Source organism: Streptacidiphilus sp. MAP12-16 (genome assembly GCF_041262165.1).
Lineage (GTDB): Bacteria > Actinomycetota > Actinomycetes > Streptomycetales > Streptomycetaceae > Streptacidiphilus.
In genome coordinates this window covers 1-25667 of sequence record NZ_JBGCBY010000021.1, presented here as the reverse complement: position 1 = coordinate 25667, position 25667 = coordinate 1, and the positions used below count along the sequence as shown (strand labels likewise).

Annotated in this window: 23 protein-coding genes; 5 read left to right on the top strand and 18 right to left on the bottom strand. The window is 70.3% G+C overall.

Going from position 1 to position 25667, the window contains the following annotated elements; translation table 11 throughout:
* Nucleotides 1-45: 45 nt before the first annotated feature.
* From ABIA33_RS25515 to ABIA33_RS25505, 3 genes are all read right to left on the bottom strand, one after another.
* Entirely contained in the window at nucleotides 46-804 is a 759-nt protein-coding gene (locus tag ABIA33_RS25515) for a beta-ketoacyl-ACP reductase (RefSeq protein ID WP_370084798.1), read from the bottom strand.
* An 85-nt stretch (nucleotides 805-889) separates the two neighbouring features.
* On the bottom strand, nucleotides 890-2077 hold the full coding sequence (locus ABIA33_RS25510) for an acetyl-CoA C-acyltransferase (protein WP_370084797.1): 1188 nt from the start codon (nucleotides 2075-2077) through the stop codon (nucleotides 890-892).
* 27 nt (nucleotides 2078-2104) lie between these two features.
* Nucleotides 2105-3268 (bottom strand): acyl-CoA dehydrogenase family protein, encoded by a 1164-nt coding sequence (locus ABIA33_RS25505; protein WP_370084796.1) that lies wholly within the window; start codon nucleotides 3266-3268, stop codon nucleotides 2105-2107.
* Between the two features lie 150 nt (nucleotides 3269-3418).
* On the opposite strand from ABIA33_RS25505, the gene ABIA33_RS25500 reads away from it, so the two are divergent.
* On the top strand, nucleotides 3419-4066 hold the full coding sequence (locus tag ABIA33_RS25500; protein ID WP_370084795.1) for a TetR/AcrR family transcriptional regulator: 648 nt from the start codon (nucleotides 3419-3421) through the stop codon (nucleotides 4064-4066).
* A gap of 53 nt (nucleotides 4067-4119) precedes the next feature.
* On the opposite strand, the gene ABIA33_RS25495 is transcribed toward ABIA33_RS25500, so the two are convergent.
* The 5 genes from ABIA33_RS25495 to ABIA33_RS25475 all read right to left on the bottom strand — a co-directional run bounded on the left by ABIA33_RS25495 (nucleotide 4120) and on the right by ABIA33_RS25475 (nucleotide 9873).
* Nucleotides 4120-4971, bottom strand: a complete 852-nt coding sequence (locus ABIA33_RS25495; RefSeq protein WP_370084794.1) for a DeoR/GlpR family DNA-binding transcription regulator — start codon at nucleotides 4969-4971, stop codon at nucleotides 4120-4122.
* 75 nt (nucleotides 4972-5046) lie between these two features.
* Entirely contained in the window at nucleotides 5047-5961 is a 915-nt protein-coding gene (locus ABIA33_RS25490; RefSeq protein WP_370084793.1) for a carbohydrate ABC transporter permease, read from the bottom strand.
* The gene (locus tag ABIA33_RS25485) at nucleotides 5958-6962 is read right to left on the bottom strand and encodes a carbohydrate ABC transporter permease (RefSeq protein ID WP_370084792.1); all 1005 of its coding nucleotides are present in this window, start codon (nucleotides 6960-6962) and stop codon (nucleotides 5958-5960) included. The genes ABIA33_RS25490 and ABIA33_RS25485 overlap by 4 nt, the downstream gene beginning before the upstream one ends.
* Nucleotides 6959-8284 (bottom strand): ABC transporter substrate-binding protein, encoded by a 1326-nt coding sequence (locus ABIA33_RS25480; protein ID WP_370084937.1) that lies wholly within the window; start codon nucleotides 8282-8284, stop codon nucleotides 6959-6961. The genes ABIA33_RS25485 and ABIA33_RS25480 overlap by 4 nt, the downstream gene beginning before the upstream one ends.
* Nucleotides 8285-8754: 470 nt before the next feature.
* The gene (locus tag ABIA33_RS25475; RefSeq protein WP_370084791.1) at nucleotides 8755-9873 is read right to left on the bottom strand and encodes a nitric oxide synthase oxygenase; all 1119 of its coding nucleotides are present in this window, start codon (nucleotides 9871-9873) and stop codon (nucleotides 8755-8757) included.
* Between the two features lie 194 nt (nucleotides 9874-10067).
* On the opposite strand from ABIA33_RS25475, the gene ABIA33_RS25470 reads away from it, so the two are divergent.
* Nucleotides 10068-10838, top strand: coding sequence for a DeoR/GlpR family DNA-binding transcription regulator (locus ABIA33_RS25470; RefSeq protein ID WP_370084790.1), 771 nt, complete (start codon nucleotides 10068-10070; stop codon nucleotides 10836-10838).
* 42 nt (nucleotides 10839-10880) lie between these two features.
* Here ABIA33_RS25470 and ABIA33_RS25465 read toward each other — a convergent pair whose 3' ends face one another.
* The 8 genes from ABIA33_RS25465 to ABIA33_RS25430 form a co-directional block, all read right to left on the bottom strand.
* The gene (locus ABIA33_RS25465; RefSeq protein WP_370084789.1) at nucleotides 10881-11912 is read right to left on the bottom strand and encodes a DUF6528 family protein; all 1032 of its coding nucleotides are present in this window, start codon (nucleotides 11910-11912) and stop codon (nucleotides 10881-10883) included.
* A gap of 218 nt (nucleotides 11913-12130) precedes the next feature.
* On the bottom strand, nucleotides 12131-12994 hold the full coding sequence (locus ABIA33_RS25460) for a ketose-bisphosphate aldolase (RefSeq protein ID WP_370084788.1): 864 nt from the start codon (nucleotides 12992-12994) through the stop codon (nucleotides 12131-12133).
* A gap of 1 nt (nucleotide 12995) precedes the next feature.
* Nucleotides 12996-14003, bottom strand: a complete 1008-nt coding sequence (locus tag ABIA33_RS25455; protein ID WP_370084787.1) for a 1-phosphofructokinase family hexose kinase — start codon at nucleotides 14001-14003, stop codon at nucleotides 12996-12998.
* A complete protein-coding gene (locus ABIA33_RS25450; protein ID WP_370084786.1) occupies nucleotides 14000-14908 on the bottom strand; it encodes an SIS domain-containing protein in 909 nt (302 codons plus the stop codon). The genes ABIA33_RS25455 and ABIA33_RS25450 overlap by 4 nt, the downstream gene beginning before the upstream one ends.
* 382 nt (nucleotides 14909-15290) lie before the next feature.
* Nucleotides 15291-16238, bottom strand: a complete 948-nt coding sequence (locus tag ABIA33_RS25445; RefSeq protein ID WP_370084785.1) for a serine hydrolase — start codon at nucleotides 16236-16238, stop codon at nucleotides 15291-15293.
* Between the two features lie 261 nt (nucleotides 16239-16499).
* The gene (locus tag ABIA33_RS25440; RefSeq protein WP_370084784.1) at nucleotides 16500-17147 is read right to left on the bottom strand and encodes a copper chaperone PCu(A)C; all 648 of its coding nucleotides are present in this window, start codon (nucleotides 17145-17147) and stop codon (nucleotides 16500-16502) included.
* Between the two features lie 30 nt (nucleotides 17148-17177).
* Complete coding sequence (locus tag ABIA33_RS25435; RefSeq protein ID WP_370084783.1) at nucleotides 17178-17912, bottom strand: hypothetical protein; 735 nt, start codon at nucleotides 17910-17912, stop codon at nucleotides 17178-17180.
* Nucleotides 17913-18158: 246 nt separating this feature from the next.
* Nucleotides 18159-19211, bottom strand: a complete 1053-nt coding sequence (locus tag ABIA33_RS25430; RefSeq protein ID WP_370084936.1) for a cation diffusion facilitator family transporter — start codon at nucleotides 19209-19211, stop codon at nucleotides 18159-18161.
* Nucleotides 19212-19369: 158 nt separating this feature from the next.
* Here ABIA33_RS25430 and ABIA33_RS25425 point away from each other — a divergent pair, with 158 nt between their 5' ends.
* Both ABIA33_RS25425 and ABIA33_RS25420 read left to right on the top strand, forming a co-directional pair.
* Entirely contained in the window at nucleotides 19370-20125 is a 756-nt protein-coding gene (locus ABIA33_RS25425) for an NAD-dependent deacetylase (protein WP_370084782.1), read from the top strand.
* A gap of 64 nt (nucleotides 20126-20189) precedes the next feature.
* The gene (locus tag ABIA33_RS25420; RefSeq protein WP_370084781.1) at nucleotides 20190-20975 is read left to right on the top strand and encodes a phosphodiesterase; all 786 of its coding nucleotides are present in this window, start codon (nucleotides 20190-20192) and stop codon (nucleotides 20973-20975) included.
* Nucleotides 20976-21092: 117 nt separating this feature from the next.
* Here ABIA33_RS25420 and ABIA33_RS25415 read toward each other — a convergent pair whose 3' ends face one another.
* Entirely contained in the window at nucleotides 21093-22097 is a 1005-nt protein-coding gene (locus tag ABIA33_RS25415; protein WP_370084780.1) for a hypothetical protein, read from the bottom strand.
* Nucleotides 22098-22549: 452 nt separating this feature from the next.
* Complete coding sequence (locus ABIA33_RS25410; RefSeq protein WP_370084779.1) at nucleotides 22550-23872, bottom strand: MFS transporter; 1323 nt, start codon at nucleotides 23870-23872, stop codon at nucleotides 22550-22552.
* A gap of 146 nt (nucleotides 23873-24018) precedes the next feature.
* On the opposite strand from ABIA33_RS25410, the gene ABIA33_RS25405 reads away from it, so the two are divergent.
* Nucleotides 24019-25326: an aldolase gene (locus ABIA33_RS25405; RefSeq protein ID WP_370084778.1), complete on the top strand. Its 1308-nt coding sequence runs from the start codon at nucleotides 24019-24021 to the stop codon at nucleotides 25324-25326.
* Nucleotides 25327-25667 lie beyond the last annotated feature (341 nt).

The window sequence follows — 25667 nt, the reverse complement described above, 5'->3', positions numbered from 1 at the left end:
CTTGAGGACTCCGAAGGCGTGGGGTGGTTGCCGTGGGGCGGGAGGTCAGCGGGCTCCGCCGTTGACGTACAGGGTCTGGCCGCTGACGTACGAGGAGTCCTCGGAGGCGAGGAAGGCCACCACGGAGGCGATCTCCTCCGGCTGCCCGACGCGTCGCAGCGGCGTGCGCTCGGCGGCGAGTTCCTGGTGCTGCTCGGCGGTCGCGCCGACTCGCTCGGCGGTGGCGGCGGTCATCGAGGTAGCGATGTAACCGGGGGCGACGGCGTTCACGTTGATGTTGAACGGGCCGAGTTCAATGGCCAGGGTCGCGGTCAGTCCCTGGATGCCGGCCTTGGCGGCGGCGTAGTTGGCCTGGCCCCGGTTGCCCAGCGCGGAGCGCGAGCTCAGCGAGACGATCTTTCCGTACTTCTGCTTGCACATGTACCGCTGGGCGACGTGCGAGCAGTTGTAGGCGCTGGTCAGGTTGACCGTGATGACGGCGTCCCAGTCGGCCTTGGGCATCTTGAAGAAGAGGTTGTCGCGGGTGATCCCGGCGTTGTTGACCAGGATGTGAATGCCGCCCAGTTCCGCCGCGACCTGTGCGAACACGGCCTCGACGGCGTCGTAGTCGGCGACGTCGCAGCCGTAGGCCCGCGCGGTACCGCCCTTGGCGGTGATCGCGTCCACGGTGGCCTGGGCGCGTTCGGCGGTGAGGTCGACGACGGCGACGGTTGCGCCCTCGTCGGCGAGTCGCTGCGCGGTGGCCGCGCCGATGCCCTGGGCCGCGCCGGTGACGACGGCGACTTTGCCGGTGAAACGGGTCATGAAGTGCTCCAGTGCAGAAGGCAGTTAGGCAGGTAAGCAGATGGTCAGGTGGTCAGGAAGGTGGGAAGGGCCTAGGGGGGCGGCGTCAGTCGCGGTCGACGAGCACGGCCGTGCCCTGCCCCACGCCGACGCACATGGTGGCCAGGCCGCGCTGCGCACCGGTACGGCCCATCCGGTGCAGCAGCGTGGTGAGGAGGCGGGCGCCCGACGCACCCAGCGGGTGGCCCAGGGCGATGGCGCCGCCCTGCGGGTTGACCAGCTCGGGGTCGACGCCCAACTGCCGCACGCAGGCCAGCGCCTGTGCGGCGAACGCCTCGTTGAACTCGGCCGTGTCCAGGCCCTCGACGCTGCGCCCGGTGCGGTCCAGCACCCGCCTCACGGCCGGGACCGGGCCGATGCCCATCACGTCGGGGTTCACTCCGGCGCTCGCCCCGGCCACGTACCGCCCGAGCGGTTCGAGGTCCAGCGAGCGCAGCGCCTCCTCGCTGACCAGCAGCAGGCCCGCCGCGCCGTCGTTCATCGGCGAGGCGTTGCCCGCCGTGACCGTGCCGCCCTTGCGGAACACCGGCTTGAGCGCGGCCAGCTTGTCCAGCGTGGTGTCGGGACGGATCGACTCGTCCTCGCTGACGACGGTTCCGTCGGCCAGCGTGACGGGAACGATCTCGGCGTCGAACAGGCCGTCCTTGCGGGCGGACGCGGCCCGCTGGTGGCTGCGCAGCGCGAAGGCGTCCTGCTGCTCACGGGTGACGTGGTAGCGGACGGCGACCTCCTCGGCGGTCTCGCCCATGGACAGCACGCCGTGCAGCTCGTGCATCCGCGGGTTGGTCATCCGCCAGCCAAGCTTGGTGTCAAAGATCTCCTGGTTGTGCTGCAGCGCCGTCTCGGCCCGGGGGAGCACGAAGGGGGCGCGGCTCATCGACTCGGAGCCGCCCGCGAGGACGATGTCCGCCTCGCCACTCCCGATGGCTCGCGCGGCGGCGGTGACGGCCTCCAGGCCGGAGGCGCACAGCCGGTTCAGGGTCGCCCCCGGCACGGAGTCGGGGATTCCGGCGAGCAGCACGGCCATCCGGGCCACATTGCGGTTGTCCTCGCCGGACTGGTTGGCGGCGCCCCAGTAGACGTCGTCGATCCTGGCCGGATCGAGGGCGGGCACGCTGTCGAGGACCGCCCGCACCGCCGCGGCGGCGAGGTCGTCGGGGCGCACGGAGGACAGTGCGCCGCGCAGCCGGCCGACGGGGGTGCGCCGGGCGGCGGCGAAGTAGACAGGACGCATGATGACTCCTGGTCAGAAGGCTTGGCGTCAGAAGGCGTTGACGCCGGTGAGGGCGCGGCCGATGAGCAGTTTCTGGATCTGGCTGGTGCCCTCGTACAGGGACATCACCCGGGCGTCGCGGACGTACTTGCCGACGGGGTACTCGTCGACGAAGCCGTACCCGCCGAAGACCTGCAGGGCGGTGTTGGACGCCTTCACCGCGGCTTCGGAGGCGTACAGCTTGGCGACGGAGGACTCGGTGGCGAACGGCAGTCCGCGTTCGATCAGGTCGGCGACACGCCACACCAGCAGCCGGGCGGCGTCCAGCTCGACCTTGATGTCGGCGAGCATCTCCTGCACCAGCTGGTGCCCGGCGATGGGCCGGCCGAACTGCTCGCGCTGAGTGGCGTACCCCACTGCCGCGTCCAGGGACGCCTGGATGATGCCGACGCAGCCCGCCGCGACGGACATCCTGCCCTTGGCGAGGGCGGCCATGGCGACGGTGAAGCCCTTGCTCTCGTCGCCGAGCATGGCGCTGTGCGGGACGCGAACGCCGTCGAAGGCGAGCTCGGCGGTGGGCTGGCCGCGCAGGCCGAGCTTGCCGTGGACGGTGGTGCGGGTCAGGCCGGGGGTGTCGGTCGGGACCAGGAAGGCGCTGACGCCCTTGTGGCCCTTCCGCTCGGGATCGTCGCCGCCGGTGCGGGCGAAGACGAGCGCGACCTCGGCCCAGGTGCCGTTGGTGATGAACATCTTGGCGCCGTCGATCACCCAGTCGTCGCCGTCTCGCACGGCGCGGGTGGTGAGGTTGCCCGCGTCGGATCCGGTGCCCGGCTCGGTGAGCGCGAAGCAGCCCAGGGCCTCGCCGGAGGTGAGCCGGGGAAGCCAGTGCCGCTTCTGGGCCTCGGTGCCGTAGTGGGCTATCGACTTGGCGACCAGGCCCAGCGAGACGGACACCAGGCCGCGCACCGAGGAGTCACCGCGCCCGAGCTCCTCGGTGACCAGGACGTACGCCAGGTGGTCGCCGCCGGAGCCGCCGTATTCTTCGGGGATGGTCAGACCGAGGAAGCCCAGCGCGCCCAGCTTCTTCACGATGCCTCGGTCGACCTGTTCCGCGCGGTCCCAGGCGGTGGCGTGGGGCACGATCTCGCGGTTGACGAAGTCGGCCGCCAGCTCGCGCACTGCGGCCTGCTCTTCGGTGAGCTCGAGGTTCACGGGGGTCCTCACGGTCCTCTACGGACATGCTGTGCGGGTGGTGCACCAGCGATCCGGCGATAAACTAGCGCTGCAAGTTTTTGGACTCTAACCCGGCCCCGAGCACCTTGGGAAGTGTGCTGTGGGCCACCTCTCGAACGGAGGCGTGCCGTGGCCCGCCCGCGCAACCCGCTGCTGAGCCGCGAGCGCATCGTCGCCGCCGCTCTGCGGCTCGTGGACGCCGAGGGGCTCGCGGCTCTGTCCACCCGCAGGCTCGCCGCGGTGCTCGGCGTGAGCGGCCCCTCGCTCTACAACCACTTCGCCACCAAGGACGCTCTGCTGGACGCCGTGGTCGACGAGGTGGTCGGCGAAGTCGACCTGTCGATGTGGGAGTCCGTCGGCTCCGGAGACTGGGCGGGCGCGCTGCGCCACTGGGCCCGCTCCTACCGGGCGGCCCTGGTCGCCCACCCCAACCTGGTCCCGGTGCTCGCGCAGGGTCCGGGACGGCGCGCGAACGCCCTGCGTCTGGCCGACGTGGTCTTCGGCGGACTGGTCGACGCGGGCTGGCCGCGCGGCGAGGCCACCCGGATAGGCGCCCTGATGCGGTACTTCGTGTTCGGGTCCGCCCTGGGTTCCTTCGCGGCCGGGTTCGTGGACGACGAGCAGATATACGCCGCCGAGTACCCCCACCTCGGCCAGGCCCACCTGCTGGCCGAGCACCAGCGGAGCATCGACGAGGGCGCGTTCGAGACCGGACTCACCGCGCTGGTCGAGGGCCTCGCACTGCAGTACCGGCGAGCGGGCTCAACCCGTCCATGACCTCAAGCTGTCCGTGACCTCAAACCGTCGGTGACCTCAAGCCGTCGGTGACCTCAAGCCGTCCGTGACGGGGAGCAGGTGCCCGCGAGGTCCACGCAGACCGATCCACGGGCCCTGCGCAGCAGCGCCTGCTGCGCAGGGGAGGGCGCGCCCACCGCTGCCGTGACGACGTAGTCGATCTGGTCGGGGGCCGCGAACATGCTGAGCGAGGTGCTGCCGCACTGCGCGGCCGTGGCCAGCACGCAGGTGCGGGCGGCCGACTGGACCAGGGCGCGGCGCGCGTCGCAGTCGGCGAGGCTGTCGGTGGTCGCCCCCTTCGAGCTGTCCAGACCGGTGCAGTCGAAGAAGGCCAGTTCGAGGCGCATGCTGCGGAGCACCATCGCGGTGACCGGGCCGTGCAGCATGTCGTCCGAGATGTCGTGGTAGCCGCCGGTGAGAATCACGGTCGGCCGGTCCCTGGAACGGCTGGAGCGGCTCAGAACGGCCGCCGTCAGCAGCGAGTTGGTGACCAGGGTCAGACCCGGGAGCTCGCGCAGGTGCGCGGCGAGCTTGTGAATGGTCGGGCCGCCGGACAGGCCGATGGTCATGTGGGCCCGGGCTGTGTGCGCGGCGGCCGCTGCGATGGCCACCTGCTCGGCGGTGGCCCCCGTGCCAGGCGCCGACGGGCGGCGGCTGTGCCCTCGCGCGGCTCCCGCTGCCGCCCCGGAGCCGGTCCCCACCGCCGCTCCGGGGCCGCCGGCCGCGCTGCGCACCCGCACCGTGTGCCCCTGTCCCGCCAGCACGCCCAGGTCCCGGCGTACCGTCGCCTCCGAGACGCCCAACCGCCGCGCCACGGCGGCGATATCCACCGACTCGTGTGCGCGGGCTTCGGCGAGTATCGCCTCCTGCCGCTGCCTGGCCAGCACTCTTGGGCCCCCTGTCGGTTCCTGGTCGTCCGCGAGGTCAGGTCGTTCAGTCAGGTCGTGCGGCCGGATCGCCGGTCAGCCCTTGCTCGAACCGAGCGACAGACCCGCGATGAACTGCTTCTGCAGCAGGACGTACACCACCAGGGTCGGCACTGCCGCGATCAGCGCCGCGGCAGCGATCAGGTTCTGGTCGCTGACGAACTGGCCCTGCAGGTTGGCCAGCGCGGAGGTCACCGGTCGCTTGTCCCCCGAGGACATCAAGGTGATGGCCCAGAAGAAGTCGTTGTAGATCCAGGTCGTCAGCAGCGTGGCCAGGGCCGCCAGCGCGGGGCGGCACAGCGGTAGCGTCAGCTTCCAGTACCGGGTCCACAGACCGGCCCCGTCGACCAGCGCCGCCTCGTACATCTCCTCCGGGATCGACTTCATGTAGTTACTGAGCACGAAGACGCAGAAGCCCAGTTGGAAGGCCACGTTGATGAGGATCAGGCCGACTGTGGAGTTGTAGAGCAGACCACTGCCGGCCAGGAAGGACGGCAGCGGGATCTGCAGGTAGAGCCGGTACAGCGGGGTGATGATGACCTGCTGCGGCAGCAGGTTCCCGGCCGTGAACAGGATCAGCAGGGAGATGTTGACCTTCACGTTGACCCGCGTCAGTACGAAGGCCACGCCCGACGCCAGCAGCAGCACGATGACCACCGCCGGGACGGTGATCAGCACCGAGTTCCAGAAGAAGTGCAGCATGCCCGACTGGCTCCAGGCATCCGTGAAGTTCTTCAGCGTGAGGTGGTGCGGCAGCGAGACATAGCCGTACTTCTGGGTCTCCGCGTACGGCCGCACCGCGATGTACAGGGCGAAGGCGATCGGCAGCAGCCACAGCACCGAGGCGCTGATCAGGAACAGCTGGGAGGCGATCTGGCCCCAGGGCCGAGGCTTGGAGCGCTGTTTGCTGCCGGGCTGCGCCGTGACCCGGGGAAGGGTGTCGGTGGTCATCGCACATCCTTTGGTGCAGCCTCACGGCGGAACGTCTGGTACAGGAAGATGCTGATCGGCACGAGGGAGATCACCAGGAGCACCACACCCAACGCGGAGCCGAAGCCCACTCGTTGGGTCTCGCCGACGATGTTGGAGGTCACCAGCACCGAGAGCAGCTCCAGGCCGTTGATCCCCTTGTTGGTGATGTAGACCAGGTCGAAGGCGCGCAGCGACTCGATGACGGTGACCACCATGATGACGATGTTGATCGGCTTCATCACCGGGAAGACCACGTGCCAGAACGACTGCCAGGCGTTCGCGCCGTCGACCACGGCGGCCTCGCGCAGCGAGGGGTCCACCGCCTTGAGCCCGGCCAGGTAGAGCACCATCACATAGCCGGCCTGCCGCCAGGTGGCCTCGACCAGGACGGCCCACAGGTTGAGATGCGGGTTGCCGAGCCAGTCGATGGCGTTGCTGTTGCCGTTGCGCCCGATAACGGTGTTGATCAGACCGTAGTTCTGGGAGTACATGAACTCCCAGATGATGCCGATCAGGGCGAGGGACAGCATCACCGGCAGGAAGAGGATGCTCTGGTACATCCGGCTGCCCTTGATGCCCCGGTCGATGAGCACGGCGAAGAGCATGCCCAGCGGGGTGGCGAGCAGGATGAAGACGGCGAGCCAGATCAGGTTGTGCCGGACCGCGGGCCAGAACTCCGGGTAGATCGTGGCGGCCTGGTGGTAGTTCTGCACCCCGTACAGGCAGCCGTTGTTGACGATCGAGGGAACGTTCGGCAGGCATGCCTTGGTGTGCAGGCCGCCGACGCCGTTCCACTTGGTGAACGACAGCAGCACGGTGGCCAGCGCCGGGAACCAGATGAAGGCCAGGTCGAGGAGCAGTGGCACGCCGAGCAGCAGCGCGACGACGATCCGGTCGCGCTTGGAGAGCTGGCGCACCCCCCGGCGGCGGCGGACCTTGGTCGCCGCCGCCGGGGTGCGCGCGTCAGTCGCGGAACTCATGAAGTGTAGATCGCCTTCGCCTGGTCCTCGGCACTCTTCTGCAGGGTCGCGATGTTGGCCGTGCTCGGGTCGTCGATGAACTTCTGGATGATGGCGATCATGGCGGTGGCCATCGCCGGGTCGGCGTCGCGGTCCATGAACTGGGCGACGGCCTTGCACTTGGCGATCTCCGCGACCGACTTGGTCTGGATGGCGTCGTAGCTCGGCACGCTCAGGCCGGTGGCCAGGCCGACGTCCCACATGTCGGTCTTCAGGAAGCCGGTCTCGGCCGCCCCGGTGCCGATGTACTCCAGGATGGCCTTGGCGGCGTCGACGTTCTTGGCCTTCTTGCTGAGCATGAAGCCGTCCGTGGGCGCGTCCATGTAGTCGGTGCCGTAGGCCGGGTTGATCTCGGGGAAGACGAAGAAGTCCAGGTCGGCCAGGTTGGCCTTGTCGGTGACGTACTGCTGGGCCACCTGGTTGGTGCCCTGGTAGATCATCCCGGCCTGCTTGGTCTCCAGTGCCTTCGCGGCGTCCTGCCAGATCCGGCCGTTGGCGCCGGTCTGCACATACGGCATCAGCTCCGCCCAGTGCTGGAACACCTGGGTCACACCCGGGTCGGTCCACGGGATCTGGTGCTTCATCAGCTTGATGTGGTAGTCGTAGCCGTTGATGCGCATGTTGAGGATGTCGAAGGTCCCCAGCGCGGGCCAGCCGTCCTTGTCGGCGAAGGCGATCGGGATGATCCCGTCGGCCTTCATCTTCTTGGCCAGGGCCAGGTACTGGTCCCAGGTGGTGGGGACGGTGTAGCCCTTGGCCGCGAACACGCTCTTGTTGTAGAAGACGACCCACGGGTAGTTGTAGATCGGGACCAGGTACTGGTGGCCGTCCAGGCCCGTCGACAGCTGCTTGGCGGCCGTACCGAAGTTGCCGCCGATCTTGGCCCACACGTCGTCGATCGGCAGGGCCAGGCCCTGCGCGGCGAAGTACTGCATGCGGTATCCGGCGAACCAGGTGAACAGGTCGTCCGGGGTGCCCTGAAGGTAGCTGGTGATGTTGGTCTGGAAGGTGTTGTGGTCGACCGTGTTGATCTTTATCTGGGATCCGGTCGCCGCTGTCGCCGCGCCGCAGAGGGAGGCGAAGGCCGCCTTGATGGCCGGGTCGGAGTAGTTGGACCCGAAGGTCACCGATCCGCCCGCCGCCGACGAGCCTGAGGACCCGGTGCTCGGCTTGCTGGAGCTGGACCCCGAGCTGCTACAGGCAGTCAGCAGACCGCCGCCGACGACGGAGAGTCCGGCCGCCCCGGCCAGACCCCTGAGCAGGGTTCGTCGGCTCGGAGACATCCCGGCGACATTGGTACCCGACGAGCCGACGTCCGACATGGTGCCTCCATGGGGAGTGGGTGGAGTGCTCTGGCGCGGAGAGGCGAAACGGAACATGAACGCGCACGGCGTTCAGGTTCGCGCGACGAGTGCGGCAGGGGGCGGGCGTTGCGGCTGTGCGAATGTTGCTCAGGGGGCCTGCCAGCACCAATCGGTTTCCAACAGAAGTCACCAGGATGAAACGTTGTCTCGACCGCACGGGTAGTTCTACGGCAGATGAATGGGGGCGTCAACGCCCTGTTCCTGATGCGTTGCGAGACCGTGATGTCCACGCAGGGCCGATGTCTGTCGGTTCGTGTCCGTTTCGGTGCGTCAGAGACGATGCGAGCGTCGATGATGGGGCGAGGCCCGGTGGCGGCGGACACCGCGCACATGATCGAACGCGTTGACGCAATACGCACCAACCGCCGACCCTTACTGTCCTGGGCCGTTCAGCTCGCAGGCGCCCAGGGGTCAGCGCCCCGCCGTAGAAAGGCGGGCCGCAGTTCAGCATCCGGCGGGTCGTACGAGCGGTGGAAGACCGCGGTGGCCGAACCCGACAGCGGCGGCACGATCCAGCTCCAGTCCGCAGGCACGGAGCGCCCGTGCCGCCGCTCGCGTTCGATGTGGGAGATGAAGCGGGACGACTCGGTGTGGTGGTCCGCGATGGTCACTCCCGCCTCCTGGAAGGAGTGCAGTACCGCGAGGTTCAGCTCCACCAGGGCGCGGTCCCGCCAGAGGTTGCGGTCGCTCGCCGTGTCCAGGTCGAACAGTGCGGCGACGGCGGGCAGCAGGTCGTAGCGGTCCGCGTCGCCGAGGTTGCGCGACCCTATCTCGGTGCCCATGTACCAGCCGTTGAACGGCGCCGCCGGGTAGCTGACCCCGCCGATCTCCAAGGTCATGTCGGACACCGCGGGCACGGCGTACCAGCGCAGCCCGAGCCCGGCGAAACCCGAGTGGTGCGGATGCCGCAGCGGCACCTCCAGGACGGCGTCGTCCGGCAGCTCGTAGAACTCCGGCGAACGGTCCGGCGCGGCCTGCACCAGCAGCGGCAGCACGTCGAAGTCCTCCTTGCCGCCCTTCCAGCCCAGTTCCCTGGCCAGAGCCAGCCGCTTCTCGCTGCGCGGGTCGTCGGCGTAGCGCACCAGCTGCTCGCCGAGCAGCCGCGCCGCCGGACGACCGGGCCGGTCCGGGGCGAAGACGCTGACCACGGGCCGGAGCCGACCGCCGTTGCCGGCCACCCGAAGATGCTCGAAGCACTGCTCGGCGATGTCGTCCGGGTGCCGCAGATGCCGCAGGTCACGCACCACCAGGCTGCGCCAGTACAGCCGGCCGATGCAGCGGGCGGCGTTGCGCCACGCCACCCGGGCCCCGAAGGCCAGCTCCTCGGGCGTGTGCTCGTACGTCCCGTGCGCCTCGACGGCGGCACGGACCTCGCGCAGCCGGCGCTCGGGGTCACCGGACTCCGGGTCCTCACTGGCGAACTGACGGATGAACGTTTCCGCGGCGTCCAGCTTGGCGGTGAGCGCGGGCGGACGGCGGCGGGTGAAGACGGTGCGTTGGAGCCTCACAGGTACATCCCTCCCGCACCATGGGTACCGCAGGTGACCGTCCGGGCGCGGAGAGTACCGGAATGTTCGCGCGGGCGCGGTCGCGCGCGGCTACCCTGTCGTGCGGTCTGCCCTCGCTGCGCCGCCCTCTGTACACGCCTGGACCCGCCACGCCTGTACCCGCCCTCCGAGCGGCCCGGCCGTAGACTTCCGCCATGCTCAAAGCCGACCGGATCGCGCGCATCCTTGACCATGTGGCCTCGGCCGGAAGCGCGGACGTGCACGAGCTCAGCGCACTTCTGGGCGTCTCCGGCGCGACCGTCCGGCGCGACCTGCAGCTGCTGGACCAGCAGGGGCTGCTGCAGCGCACCCACGGCGGCGCGGTCACCGGCTCGGTGAACCTGGAGCTGCCGCTGCGGCACCGGGCCGGGCGGCAGCAGGCCGAGAAGCGCCGGATCGCACAAGCCGCGGCGGCCCTGGTGCCGGACGGGGCCGTCGTCGGCATGACCGGCGGCACGACGGTCACCGAGGTGGCCCGTGCCCTGTGCGACCGCAGGCCCGCCGACCGGGGTCTGACCGTGGTCACCAACGCGGTCAACATCGCCGCCGACCTGATCGTCCGCCCGGAGGTCCGCCTGGTCGTCGTCGGTGGCACCGCTCGCAGCGCCAGCTACGAGCTGGTCGGCCCCGCCGCTGAGCGGATGCTGGCGCAGTACCACCTCGACGTCGCCTTCATCGGCGTGGACGGCCTCACCGCGGCGGAGGGCTGCACCACCTACGACGAGATGGAGGCCAACACCGACCTCGCCTTCCTGCGCGCCGCCGCCCGTTCGATCGTGGTCGCCGACAGCACCAAGGTCGGCAAGGTGACCTTCGCCGGGATCTGCCCGCTCGCGGACATCGACGACCTGGTCACCGACGACGGCCTGACGGACGACCAGGAGAAGTCCCTCACCGACGCGGGCGTCCGGGTCCTCCGCGCCTGAACGGCGGCGCCACCTGCGCGGCCGGTCGCCCGCGTACACCGTTCACTGGGTATCAGGTCGCGGCATCCAACGCGCCTTGTACAGGCTCGTCCCCGCGAGGTCCTGACGGCCGTCCGGCAGGTGGAAGGTGATGACGGAGGTGCACCAGGTGCACGGGTTGGCCGCATCCGGGGTCACCGTGAGGACCTGGCCGGTCACCGGGGAGTCGCCGACGCTCTTCACCCCGGACCGGTCGATCCCCTGCTGCCCGACGTACGGCACGAAGGCGTCATCGGGGATGGAGTACTGGCGCACCCGACCGCCCGTGGTGACCCACAGCCGGTCCGGGTTCCCCTCCACCGTGGCGAGATCGTGGCCGCCCTGCTCGGGAAGGTCGACGATGTGGGTCGCCGTCAGCCTCGGGTGGGCCGCGGTGCCGCCGACTCTGAGCGCCAGCAACTGGTGCTGTCCCAGGACCCAGAGCCTCCTGCGGACGTCGTCCCACTGCACGCCGTGCGCGCCGGGCAGGCTGAACTGGTAGTGCCTGGTCGACCGCGAGCCCTGGGAGGCGGTGTAGACGCGGACGAATCCGCCCGCGCTGGCCACGACGGCGACGTTGCCGTCCGGGAGGATCTCCATGCTGTGGAGGTTCGCCCCCGAGATCACGGTGGCCCAGTGGGCTCGCCCCTGTGGGTACGACACCAGCGCGGCCATGCCGGCCGAGGTGCACGTGAGCAGCCACTCCTGACCGTTGAGCACCCGGTGCTTGGCTTCGCTGACGTTGTGCCAGCCGTGCTGCGGGGCCAGGTCGTGCAGGCGGCTGTCGTCGGCCGGCGACCAGGACCACAGCGCTGCCCGCGCCGCCGAGCGCCGGGCCGGCCTGCCGCGCCCCAGCCAGGACGAGTCGTCCGTGTCGAGGATCAGTACCCGCTCACTCGCCTGGTCCGCCGCGAGGAGCAGGCTTCCCCGCGCGGCTGCCAGGTCGATCCGGGCGCTGTTCTGATTCCTGTTCCCGGCCCGCTGTGGCGGCGGTGCCGCCGCCACAGTCGTCGCGGCCGCAGCCAGCAAGCCCAGTACGGCCCGCCGCGCCGTCACGAGGACGCCTCGTGCAAGGCCGGGGTCGTAGCAATCGGACGATACGCACACTTCGTCAGAAATAGTACGAAAGTATCCACTGAGTGATTGGAGCGCATCGCACGCCCCGCGGCGCACTCGACGCCACGGACGCTCATGAAAATTTAACCTTGCGTCACCTGCGGCGCGGCATCCGCATGGTGAGCAGCCGGGTCCCCGCGAACTTCACGCACCCGGACTCAGGTCCTGGCGCCCGTCCGGTCCTCGATCTGCGGCGCCAGTACGTCCAGCAGCCGGGCGACCTCCGCCGCCACGGCGTCCCGCGCGGGTGCGAGCCAGCGGCGGGGGTCGACCAGTGCCGGGTCCGCGGCCAGTGCCTCGCGAACGGCTTCGGTGTAGAGCCGGTTCAGGTGGGTGGAGATGTTGACCTTGCGCATACCCGCGGCGACGGCCGCCGCCAGGGCGCTGTCCGGTACGCCCGAGCTTCCGTGCAGCACCAGCGGGACGGGTACCGCCTCACGCAGCGCGGCGATCAACGGCAGGTCGAGGGTGGCCTCACGGACCGTCATGGCGTGCGAGGAGCCGACCGCGACGGCCAGCGCGTCCACGCCCGTCGCGGCGACGAACGCTGCGGCCTCGCCCGGATCGGTGCGCACGCCGGGGGTGTGGGCGCCGTCCTTGCCGCCGATCTCGCCCAGCTCCGCCTCGACGAGGAGGCCCTGTTCGTGGCACCAGCCGGTGATCTCGCGGGTCGTCGCGACGTTCTCCGCCCAGGGCAGCCGCGAGCCGTCGTACATTACCGAGCCGAAGCCGCAGGCAGCCGCCTCACGGATCAGTTCGAAGCTGGTCGCGTGGTCCAGGTGCAGCGCCGCCGGGACGTCCGCGGCGCGGGCGGCGGCCCGGCTGGCGGCGGCGATCGGGGCGAGGCCGCCGTGGTAGCGCACCGCGTTCTCGCTGATCTGCAGGATCACCGGCGCCTTCGCCTGCCGCGCTCCGGCCAGGATCGCCTCGGCGTGCTCGATCTGGATGACGTTGAACGCGCCGGCGGCGAAGCCGTCCCGTTCGGCGGTCCTGAGAATCTGCGCGGTCGGCGTGAGCGGCATGTCAGCGGTTCTCCTGCTGCTTCGTCAGTTCGGTGCTGGCTTCGGTACTGAATTCGGTGCTGAATTCGGTGCTGATTGCGTTCCGGAGCTCGGTCCGGGGCTTGTCCCGGAGTTCGGCGCGGAGTTCCGCGTAGAGCGCGGCGTCGTAGTCGCCGGCCAGCGGCGCTGCCACTGCGGCGGCGGACAGCGCCGCCGCATCGGCGGTCGCCTCCGGCCAGGGCAGGCCGTCGGCCAGGGCGATGGCGAGCGCGGCGGTCGCGGCGTCACCCGCGCCGGTGGGGTTCCCCCGCACCTGTCGCGGTACCGGCGTGTGCCAGCGGAGGCCGTCCGCGCTGCCGAACAGGCCGTCAGCCCCGGCGGTGACCACGGCGGCGCCCGCGCCCAGGGCGCGGAGCCGCTCGGCGGCGAGCGCCGGACGGGTCGCTCCGGTCGCTCGCTCAGCCTCCTCGGCGTTGGGCTTGACCAGCGCGGGACGCCCCGCGAGACCGGCTCGCAGAGCCTCGCCGTCGGCGTCCAGCACCGCCGGCACGCCCAGTGCGGCTGCTCGGCGCAGCAGCACGGCGTAGGCGTCCACGGGCAGCCCCGGCGGCAGGCTGCCGGAAAGGACCACCACGGCAGCGCCGGCCAGAGCGCTCGGGAAGTCGCGTTCGGCGAAGCGCCGCCACTCCTCGGCGGTGACCGACGGACCGGGCTCCCAGAGACCCGTCACCTCGCCGGTCTCCTCCGCGACCACCGCCACCGTGCGCCGGGTCGACCCCCCTACCGGCGTCAGCAGGTGGGGAAGCGCGGCCCGGTCGAGGTCGGCGCGCAGCAGTTCCCCGCTCGCGCCGCCCGCCAACCCGGCGACCCGGACCTGGCGGCCGCGCGCGGACAGTACCCGGGCGACATTGACCCCCTTGCCCCCGGCGCGCTCGGTCACCGAGGCGACCCGGTTGGTGCCCGCGGGCCGCAGCCGGTCGAGGCGGTAGGTGACGTCCAGCGCGGCGTTGAGAGTGACGGTGACGATCACCGGTCGGCCAGGTCCGGGGACAGCACGACCGAGCGGGTCAGGTGCTGCGGGCTGTCCACGTCGCGGCCGAGCCGTTCGGCCAGGGCGACGCCCAGGCGCTGGACCCGGACCAGCTCCGCGACCGGGTCCAGGGTGCGACGCTCCAGGTACGCGCCGGTCGCGGCGACCTGTTCGGCCAGGCCCTCGGGCAGGTCGCCCAGGCTCCACACGGCCCTTCCGGGGCGCGCCACGCTGATCGGGCCGTGGCGGTACTCCATCGCCGGGTACGCCTCGGTCCACCAGGCGGCGGTCTCCCGTACCTTCAGTGCCGCCTCCCGGGCGAGGCCATAGGTCCAGCCCCGGCCGAGGAAGCTGACCTGCTCGGCTTCCAGCAGCTCGCCGGCGATCGGGGCGGCGAGCGCGGCCGCACCGTCGGCGAGAACCGCGCCGACGTCCTCGCCGAGGTGGGCGCGGAGCAGCAGCAGCTGGGTGGTGGGGAAGCGGGTCTGCACCACCGAGCGCTCGTCGGCGAAGTCCAGTACTACCAGCTCGTCGGTCAGGTCGGCGACCGGGGTGGCCGGGTCAGCGGTGATCGCCGTGCTGGCGACCTTGCCGCGGACCTGCTCGAGCAGCGCCAGCACCTCGGTGGTGGTGCCGGAGCGGGTCAGCGCCAGCACCCGGTCGTAGCGGCGGTCGAAGCCCGCGCCGAGCGGAGCCTCGGAGGCGGCGAAGGCGTCGGTCTCGCCGAGTCCGGCGGACTCGCGCAGCGCGGCGTAGGCCTGGGCCATGAACCAGGAGGTGCCGCAGCCGACGACCGCGACCCGCTCGCCGTGGCGGGGGAGCAGCGGCGCGAACTCGGGCAGCCGGTCCAGTGCCTGCTGCCAGCAGTCGGGCTGGGAGGCGATCTCTTGCGCGGTCCAGGACATGGCGGACTCCTCAAAGGATGATCGAAGATGCGCAGAAGGGTCGCGCAGTAAGCAAAAATGAGCATACATGCGCAGTGCGGCAACCGAAACACCCCGTCCGGCAGTGCCGGACGGGGTGTCGTGGAGGTTCCGGAAGCGGATCAGTTCTCGCGCAGTCCCGACTCGTCGGGTCCAGCGCGCGCTGCAGGCGGCGGCGGGTCGCGTCGGTGATCTCCCGCTGCTCCTACAGGCGGGTCAGCTCCGCCGACTCTGCCGAGATCAGCGCCCATCCCGCCAACGCGCGGGGCCCGGTCGAACGGATCGCTCCGCCCGGCCGGGCCCCGGTGTGGTGCCTCGTGCTGGTGCCGTCTACCCAATGCTGTCTACTGCTGCCTACTGCCGACTACTGCGCCGCAGGCCCGAACGGAGCGGAGCCGTCGGAGGCGTTCGGAACCTGGGCCTCGCTCTGCGGCGCGACGGCCGCCGAGGAGGTGGACCCACCCAGGTCGCGGTGCACGGCCAGGGCGACCCGCTCGATCGTGTCGATGCCGTAGCTCATGGTCCCGTTGTTCTGGGTGAGCACCGCCATCCGGTAGTCCCGCCCGGCTCCCGTGAAGATCCCGATGCTGTGCACGCGCCAGCCGTGCGTGGCACGGGGCAGCCAGCCGTTCTTGTTGTGCGCCGTCACGCCGCGCGGAGTCCCGTAGGGGGTGCCCCAGCGCTGCGAGGGCGTGACCTCGGCCATGAGCTGCAGCGCATAGGCGCGCCACCCCGCGGACAGCACGGTGTGGTTGTCGGTGAAGGCGTCCAGCAGGTGCATCTGGTCCCGCGCGGTGATCTGGGTCAGGCCCCAGTAACCGCCCGGGCCCGGGTGGGTGTTGACCATCCGGGCCAGGTTCAGGAACGCCTGGAACCGGGCCCGGCCCAGGCTGTACCACAGGTTGCTCGCGGCGGTGTTGTCCGACTGAGTGATCATCAGGTGCAGGTTGCTCGACTCCCACGAGGTCAACCCGCGGTGCTGCTCCTGGGCCCGGCGGAGCACCGCGCCCATGATGCTGGCCTTGACCACGCTCGCCGAGTCGAAGTGCACGAAGGCGTTCACGTCGCAGTAGACGCCGGACTTGGCGTCCCAGACGTTGATTCCCACGCTGTCGTAGCGCCCGGCAAGGGCGGCCTTGATGTCGTGGGACAGCTTGGCCGCCAACGCAGGATGCGTGGCCGAGCTGCAGACGGACGGGGTGGCCGCAACGGCCTGGGCGGCCGCCCCCAGCGGCAGCAGCGCGGCCAGAGCCGCGCTGCCCAGAGCACCGGCGACCGCGCGCCGCGCGCGGGACAAACGGAGTGACGCCATCTACAAAGGTCCTTCCTCGGGGAAGTCGGAGGTGAAATGAAACAAAACTGATGTTCAGTCTGGGGCCTGAGCTGCCCCTGTCACCGCAGACTTCCCGAGGGACGGAATAGTTGCATGGTCCTGGTAACGATCGGATGCCGGACCGCCCGGACCTGACCCGGGGTCGTCCGTCGCCGCGCGACTCGTGCCCCGACGCCGCGTGCTGACGAACGCTCAGCCCTGACGACGACTCAGTCGGGCTCACGACCCGTCCGGCAGGTCCTATTGCGGCGGCAGCCTGTCCATGTGCTTCATGGCGTTCATGACGTCCAGCACGGTGAGGCTGCTCGCGGGACCCACCGGGGCGAACACGTGCACGGTGCCCGACGAGGCGAAGTTCAGGTCCAGCTGGATGGTGTCGCCGAGCTTGGGCACCCGCTTGAGGTCCGTCAGCTCGATCTTCTGAGCGCCCGCGCTCAGCGTGACCGAGCCGGCCGCGGGCACGGTGATCCACGGCAGCGCGGCGGGGGAGGAGCCCTGGACCAGGGTGATCCGCCCCGCCCACGGGCTGGACGCGCCGACCAGGCGGTCGGCGGTCCCGCCGTTGTTGCGGATGCTGATGTAGGCGTAGACGGGCCCGGCGGGGCCCGCCGGCGGGTCCAGGTGCGCGTCCGTCATCCCGATTTTGGGCGGCGTGGGCGCCGCCGTCGCGGCCTCGCGGGCGCTGCTCCCCCACAGCAGCAGGACGACCGCGAGCAGGACCAGCACCGGGGCCTGAAGCAGCAGCAGCTGCCTCGGGCCCGGCAACCAGCCGCGCCGAGGAGCCCGCGCGTCCAGGGCGGCGGCCTCCTGCTCCAGCGCGACGAGCTCCCGCTCCTCCGCGTCGGCGGTGTCAGCGTCCACGGCGTCCTCGGCGTCCACGGCGTCCACTTCGGCCTTCCACGATGTCCGGCCCGCTGCCTAGTAGCCCGACGGCCAGGTGAAGTCCTTGTAGGGCGTGTTGGTGCCCACGTCCAGCTGGATCTTCTTGAACTCGGTGAACGTGATCTTCGTGGGGTCGCCGGTGTACAGCTTGCCGTCGACGTACACGGTGACCGTGCCCTTGTCGGGGCCGACCTGGGTGCTGCTGAGCGGCTGCTTCCAGAGGTCGAAGAAGTTGCCCAGCGTGTACTCGCGCTTGGTGGGCGACTCGACGTGGATGACGCCGGTCTCGTCGTGGGTGTGCAGGTAGTAGAACGCGCTGCCGCTGCTGACGAACGCGCTGCTGCCGCTGTTCTGCAGGCTGTACGGGGGCATGATGCCGATGCCGTACGGAATCGACTTCTGCACGCCGTTGACGTAGATCTGCAGGTGCGAGTGGATGTGGTAGTCGAGCGTCTCCATGGAGTTGCTCTTCACCACGCCGTCGATGTCCTCGCCGGTGGCCTGGTGCGCCGTGGTGGCGAGCAGGCTGGTGTTCTTGTCGATCGAGGGGTCCGTGGCCTGCTTGGTCGCCTTGGCCTTCTGGTTCGCGTCCATGGTGCTTCGGATCCCGAAGTAGGCGGCCGTGCCCGCGCCACCGAGGAGGACCGCTCCGGCGACGACCCAGCTGATCATGACCTTCCGCTGGCGTCTGGCCTCGGCCAGACGCTGCGCGGCGATCTTCTCCTGGGCTATGCGGCGCCGATCAGCGTTCGACGGCTTCTTCTGTGTCATCGGTCCTCAGTAGCTTCAGGCCAGTCCGGGACAGCAGTTCGTCCCCGCGGCGTCACGTTAGTCGGTGGGCTGCTAAGCGTCCCGTAAGTGTGCGGGGGAGAGGAATGGCGATGATCTTATTTATGTCGATATGACCGATATCCATGAGTAACAGGTTGATAACGCCGAGGGTGTGCCGACGGTCTGTTGGAGTTTCCCATCAGAATCCTGAGAAGCAGCGTCCCCACGGCCCTCGGTGCCTCGGCACTACGGCTGCCGGTGCGAGCTGCCGTGCGGGTCGCGGCAGTGGTCCCCGGCCGGCGCCGCGAAGCCGTCACCGCCGAGCTGCAGCAGTTCCGGGGTGGCATGGTCCACCTGTAGCGTCGTGTGGTCGATCCGGTGGTCCTCGCGCAGGAGCGTCTCCAGCCGCACCCGGACCCCGTGGCAGTCCATGTCCCCACGCACCAGTACGTGCGCCGACAGCGCCGGGTAGCCCGAGGTGATGGTCCAGACGTGCAGGTCGTGCACCTCGACCACGCCCGGCTCGGCCACCAGCTCGGCGCCGATCGCGTCCGGGTCGAGCCCCGCCGGGGCCGCCTCCAGGAAGATCCGCCCGGACTCGCGCACCAGCCCGAACCCGGCGTGGAACATCAGCGCGGCGACCACCAGTGTCGCGATGGCGTCGGCCCGGTCGAAGCCGGTGAGCAGCACCACCAGGCCGGCCACGGCAGTGGCGACGAACGCCCAGGCGTCATTGAGGATGTGCTGGTACGCACCTTCGACATTGAGGCTGCTGCGGTTCGCACGGGAGATCAACCAGGCCGCGACGATATTCACGACGATGCCGACGAGCGCCGTCGCCAGGACGATCCCTCCGGCCACCTCGGGTGGGCTGACCAGTCGGCGGATCGCCTCGTAGGTGAAGAACCCGCCGAGGACGAGCAGGGTGATTCCATTGGCCTGTGCTGAGAGGATCTCCGCACGCTTGAGACCAAAGGTCAGTGCCCCCTTTGCGGGCCGCGCCGCCAGCCGCATCGCGACCAGGGCCAGCAGCAGGGACGCTGCGTCGGTGAGCATGTGCCCGGCGTCCGAGATGAGGGCGAGCGAGTGGGCCAGCACACCCACCGTCACCTCGCCGACCATGAACGTGGCGATCAGCGCGAGCGCGCCCAGCAGGTAGCGCCGGTCGGCGTCCGCCGACACGCCATGGCCGTGGCCCGCGTGACCGCCGCCCCCGCTGTGGGCGTGGCCCTGGTGCGGCTGGTCCTCGTGCGCGTGCGGCTCGCGGTGCACGTGCTGCTCAGGCGCGTGATCCCGGATCGGGCTCACCAGGGCCTCCTCGATCGGCGCCGCGCGACCGCGCCGCTCAGGTCAGTGACGACCACCACTCTACCGGCACACATGAAGAATCCTTCATATGTCCGGAGGGCGTGGGAAACCACTCGCAGCCGGCGCACCTGTCGACCTACCGTTCCGGTATGGCGTCAACCCCTCCGCTCGTCGCCGTCCTCAGCGGCGCCGGGTTCTCCACCGACTCCGGTATCCCCGACTACCGTGGCCCCAACGGGCTGTGGCGGCGTGACCCGGAGGCCGAGAAGCTGGTCACCATCGGCGACTACCGAGCCGACCCGGACGTACGCCGCAAGGCGTGGCGGCTGCGCATCGAGCTCGGCGTCCTCGACGCCCGGCCCAACGGGGCCCACCGAGCCCTCGCGGACCTGGAACGCGCCGGGATCCCGCTGCGGGTCCTCACCCAGAACGTCGACGGGCTGCACCAGCTCGGCGGAGTGAGCGAGCGCAAGGTCCTGGAACTCCATGGCACGGCACGAAAGGTCCAGTGCCTGGACTGCAAGGTGCGCGGCCCCATGGCCGAGGCCCTCGACCGGGTGCGCGCGGGCGAGGCCGACCCGCCGTGCCGCGCCTGCGGAGGCGTGCTCAAGCCGGCCACCGTGATGTTCGGCGAGCACCTCGATCCGGAGGTCCTGGGCCAGGCCAGGGGCATCGCCGCCGCCTGCGACACCCTGCTCGTCGTCGGCACCTCGCTCCGCGTCCACCCGGCGGCCGGCCTGGTCGACGTCGCCCTCGCCGCCGGGGCCCGGGTGACCATCGTCAATGCGGAGCCGACGCCCTACGACGACCGCGCCGCCGAGGTCGTCCGCGACCCGATCGGCACGGCCGTCCCCACACTCGTTCGACGCACCATCGAAGCCGCGGGCCGTCCCGCGGACCACTGAGCGGCCCGCCCACTCCCTTGATCGCCCCCTGGAAGAAACGCCTTGATCAGGAGAGGGTGGCGGCATGGTCTTCTCGGTGGCTCATCTCAGCGATCCGCACATCACCACGGGCGCCCTGGCGGCGGAACCGGCCTCCGGTCTGAGCCGTGCGCTCAGCCGGGTACTGGCACTGGATCCCCAGCCGACCTGCGTGGTCATCACCGGCGACCTCGCGGACCGGGGCCGCGCGGACGAGTACGCCACACTGCACGAGGTGATCGACCGCTTCCCCCTGCCGATCCATCTGGCGACCGGCAACCACGACGACCGCGACGCCCTGCTCGACGCCTTCGGCGGCAGCACCTACCTCGGCGACGGCAAGCAGGCGCACTACTCCGTGGACTACCCCGACGCGACGATCGTGGTACTCGACTCGAAGGTCCCCGGGGCGCCCTCCGGTCTGCTCGGCCCGGACCAACTCGAATGGCTGGACACGGTTCTGGCCCGCAGGCCGGAGGTGCCCGCGTTCGTCTGCCTGCACCACCCGCCGATGCCGGTGGGCATCCCCTACCTGGACGGTATGCGGCTGGTCGACGGCGCGGCACTGGGCGAGGTCGTCGCCCGCCACCCGCAGGTGGTGCGCGTTCTCGCGGGCCATGTGCACCGGCCGATCACCGCGGCCTTCGCCGGCAGCACCCTGGCCGTCGCGCCCAGCACCTACCGGCAGACCGACCTGTGCCTGCGCGCCGACCGCACGATCGGTTACCTGCCCGAGCCGACAGCCTTCCTGCTCCACCTGCTGACCGGTGCGGAGTGCGTCACCCACACGGTGTCGGTCAGCCACGCCGCCGCGCTGATCGTCGGTTACTGATCGTCGGCTACTAAGGGGAGGACTGCTCACCAGGGGAGAACTGCTCACCGCGCGGCGAAGAGGGCGGGTCCCCTGAGGGGACCCGCCCGTTCTGCTCGATGCGCTTCCGCTATCGGGTCAGCCCGAGATCGCGCAGCCGCCGGCGTTGTTGCTCCAGGTCGGCTGCATCGCGAAGGAACCGCTCGGCAGACTGACGCTGCTCAGGTTCTGCCACGCGCACAGGTCGCCGTTCTCCTGGCCGTCGGAGGCCACCCAGCCGCTGGAGGGCTGCGGGTCCGTCAGGGTTTCGGCGTACTCGTGCCCGCCGACGATGCTGAACCCGTCGAGCTGGCTGCTCACCGAGCTCGCGCCGCAGCCGGAGCCGGCGTCCAGCACGTACGGCATGTTGGTGTAGGCGACGTTGCCGTTGTAGTCGTGCCACGCGCAGAAGCCCGAGTTGGGGAAGCCGTCGGGCGAGGTGCCGCTCGGGCTCATCACGACGATCTGGACGTCCGGGCCGGAGACCCCGAAGTGCTGGGCCCCGGCATCGGCCTCGGCCGCGATGTCGGCCTGGGCCGCCGAGCTGGGCGCGGCCGAGCTGTCGTCGACCCAGCTTCCGCCGAGGACGGAGCCGTTGAAGCTCGGGCCCTGGCCGCTGCTGTCTGTGTACTGGGAGGTGACGGTGGACCAGCTGTCCTGGGACGTGCCCAGGCCGCTGAACAGGTTCTGCTGGTACTGCTGCACGCCGTTGCTGTCGCTGTCCCACTGGTTGCCCCAGAAGACCAGGTAGACCGTCGCCTGGTGCTGGACCGGGCCGCCGTTGTACAGGAGCGTGCCGCTCGCGGCCGGGCGGGCGCCCGGGTGGCGCGTCCCGACATGGCCGCGCATGGGGACCACGCCGTGGCGGCCGTGGGTCTCCACCCGGAAGACGTGCCCGTGGCTGCGGACGTAGTGGACGCCGGCGGACTGCGCGGCCGCGGGCACGGGCTTCGAGGTGTCGCCTGTGGGAACGACCGAGGCCGTGCTGGACGCCGCGGCGCCGAGCACGGCGGCGACCGCGACGGCGCACACCGCAGCGGCGTGGCGGAGCCGCCGCCAGTGGCGACCGGTGGACGAGTGACCGTGTGGGGTGGGTATCAACATTCCCTGGGCTCCTTCTGATGCCGTGGGGGGACAACAACGGGGAGGGATTTCAGCCGGGGATCGCCGAACTCGTTGCGACTCCGGGGCGCGCCAGGACATCCGTGATCGACAGGACCGGTGGGTGCTGCGCCTGACGGAGCGGGCAGCGAAGCGGAACCGGTCACTGCTTGACGGTGCGCAATCAAACACCACGGGGAAGGGTGGCAACAAGGCCCATGTGGCTGGACCTTGCGCCGGCGAGCGAGGGTGGGGAGCGGGGGCGGTGCTGGGGCCGGGTGAAGTTTCACCAGCTCAGCCAGCCTGGGCGGCTGACGCCGGGTCAGCCCGATCCGCCCGGCGTCCGGGTCGACCTGCACAGGATTCTCACAGGAACTGACGCTCGCCCTCACCCGCAGGCGCCGGGATCGCCCCGTCGACGCCGACGCCTCGCCGTCGCCTCGGTTCGGTTCGGTTCAGCACACGGGGTCGACGGCGCTGGGGACGGGCTTCGCTGCGTGACCTGACGGGTCGTCCCCGCGCAATCCCGTCCCTCCGTGCGCGCGCAGAGTACGAACGTCACGCACGGCGAGCATGGTGATCGTGGACACGGCGATGGTTCCGGCCGCCCCGAACAGCGCGGCGCGAGTACCGAAGGCGTGAGCGAGTGGCCCGGCCGCGACCTGGGCGACCGGGATGGCGACGAAGGATCCGATCATGTCGTACGAGTAGACCCGTGCGAGCTTGTCCACAGGGATCTCCTGCTGCAGCGAGGTCTCCCATGCGATGCCGAACTGCTCGATGCACATCCCGACCACAAAGCCCGTCAGTGCCAGTGCGTAGACCTGTTCCTGCAGCGCGAGCCCCAGCGGCATCAGCACCTCCGCGCCCACGCAGGCGACGCCCATCAGGAGCAGCCGCCGAGGGCGCAACCGCAGCGCGATCAGCCCGCCGACGACCATGCCCGCGGTCTGCGAGGCGAGCACGACGCCCCATCCCGATCGGCCGAAGCTGTGGTCGGCGACCACTGGCCCCAGCACCTGGACGGACATCGACAGTGCCGCATTGAGGAAGCCGAAGGCCACGACGATCACCCAGACCCAGGTCCGGGATGCGAACTCGGACCATCCCTCCCGCAGTTCGGCGACCAGCCCGGCCCGCGGACCTGCGTCCGGTCCGGCATCAGGCTCGGCTGCCGACTTGTCGGGCGCGATCCTTACCTGTGCGAAGATCACGGCCGCCAGGCCAAAACTCGCGGCGTCCACGGCGAGCCCCCACCCCGGACCGACCGTGGCCACCAGCAGCCCGCCCAAAGATGCACCGACGATCATCGCCGTGTTGGCGAGCATCCGGTTGAGCGCGTTGGCGGACCGCCGCAGCTCCGCCGGGACGGTTTGCGGCACGAGTGCGGAGGAGGCCGGCAGCGCGAAGGCTGCGAAGACTCCGTTCGCGGCGGACAGCACGATCAGCAGCGGGATCGTCGCGCTGTGCGTCAGCACGAGCGTGGCCACCGCGGCCTGGCTGCAGGCGCTGAGGACGCCGGAACCGACCAGCACGAGGTGGCGCGGCAGGCGGTCCGCCAGCACACCGCCGAAAAGCAGGAAAATCACGTTGAAGAGCGAACGCGCACCGACGACCAGGCCGAGGTCATTGACCGATCCGGTGAGGTCCAGCACGGCGAAAGACAGCGCGATCGGGGCCACGCCGTTCCCCAGCAGATTGACGCCTCGCCCAGCTGCCAGAAAGCGGAAGGCGGGATGACGCAGAGGGGCAAGCGCTGAGCGCGGATCGGCGGGCATGGGGCACTGTCGCGTGCCCCATCGTCAGGCGTCAACGCAGTTTCGGCCCTGACAACGCCGGTGCCCCTCCCGTCCGCCATTGACGGTCCCGGTCCTCCCGGATACGGTCACGTCAACATTCTGTTGAAATCCTGGAGGAGTACGCGATGGCGCGTCACGACGACTCGGTCGGCAACGGGGGCTATGGCACCACGCTGTCCAGCGCGGTACGGGCCGGAGTCGACACCGCCCTCGCCGAGGTCGACGCCGAACTCGCCAGCCGCTATCCCGGCGAGCCCAGCACCCGCCAGCCCGTCCACACCGTCTACGTTCCGGCGGACGCCCTGGCCGAAACGAACGTGACCGCCCTGGTTCGCGACTGGGGCCGGCAAGCCACCGCCCTCCTGGACCAGCACGCCCCGAACGCAGCCACCCTCGCCGCCATCGTCGGCCGGCCGGCGGACCAGCTCGCCACAGAGGTCTACGACCGGGTCCGGGCCAAGCTCGACCGCGAGCCGGTGGAGGACCTCCGCATCGACTTCGAGGACGGCTACGGGCCCCGCCCCGACGCCGAAGAGGACGGTGCCGCCGTCCAGGCCGCCCGCCTGGTCGCCGCCGCGGTCGCCGAGGGCACTGCGCCGCCCTACATCGGCATCCGGATGAAGTGCATGGAAGCCGCTGTCCGCACGCGCGGCATCCGCACTCTCGACCTCTTTCTCACCGAGCTGCTCAGCGCAGGCAGCGGCGGTCTCCCGAGCGGGCTCGTCCTCACCCTGCCGAAGGTCACCTACACGCAGCAGGTCAGCGCGATGGTCCGCCTTGCCGAGGACTTCGAGCGCGCCGCCGGCCTCCCGGACGGCCGCATCGGATTCGAGATCCAGATCGAGACCACCCAGGCCATCCTCGGCGCGGACGGCCGAGCCACCGTCGCGCGCATGATCGACGCTGCCGAAGGCCGGGCGACCGGACTCCACTACGGCACCTTCGACTACAGCGCCTCCTGCGGAGTCGGCGCGGCGTATCAGAGCATGGAGCACCCAGTCGCCGATCACGCCAAGGCCGTGATGCAGGTCGCCGCCGCCGGAACGGGAGTACGGCTCTCGGACGGTTCGACCAACGTCATCCCGACCGGCGACGCCGCCCAGGTCCGCGGCGCCTGGCACCTGCACCACCGTCTCGTCCGCCGCTCGCTCGAGCGCGCCTACTACCAGGGCTGGGACATGCACCCCGGACACCTGCCCACTCGCTACGCCGCGGTCTACTCCTTCTACCGGGAGGGCCTGGACCAGGCTGCCGCCCGCCTCAGCGCGTACGTGTCCCGCTCGGGCGGCGACGTCATGGACGAGCCCGCGACCGCCAAGGCGCTGAGCAGCTACCTGCTGCGCGGCCTCGACTGCGGAGCGGTCGACACGGCCGAGGTCGAGAAGGCGACCGGCCTGGATCGCCGACAGCTCAACGCCCTCGCCGGGCGCTGACGGACGATTTGGTCCTCCGCCGCCGGTCCCGTAGAGTTTCCTGGTCGCCAGCCGGGGAACCCCGGGGTGCGGCCATCCCTGAAACCATCAGAATCATGAGCGTCTGTTTTGCCATGACCTGAATTCGGGGAATGCGGTTGAATTCGCTCGTCCGAGCGAAATCGGCTAGAGTTTTACTCGTCGGAACGGGCCGGAAACGGTGCGGGAAGGCGGAAATCGGACCCGAGAGAGTCTGATAGGGTAAAGAACGAAGGAAGCGCCCGGAGAGACCGGTGAGACGGTCTTGAAGGAAGCGTCCGTTCCTTGAGAACTCAACAGCGTGCCAAAAGTCAACGCCAGAT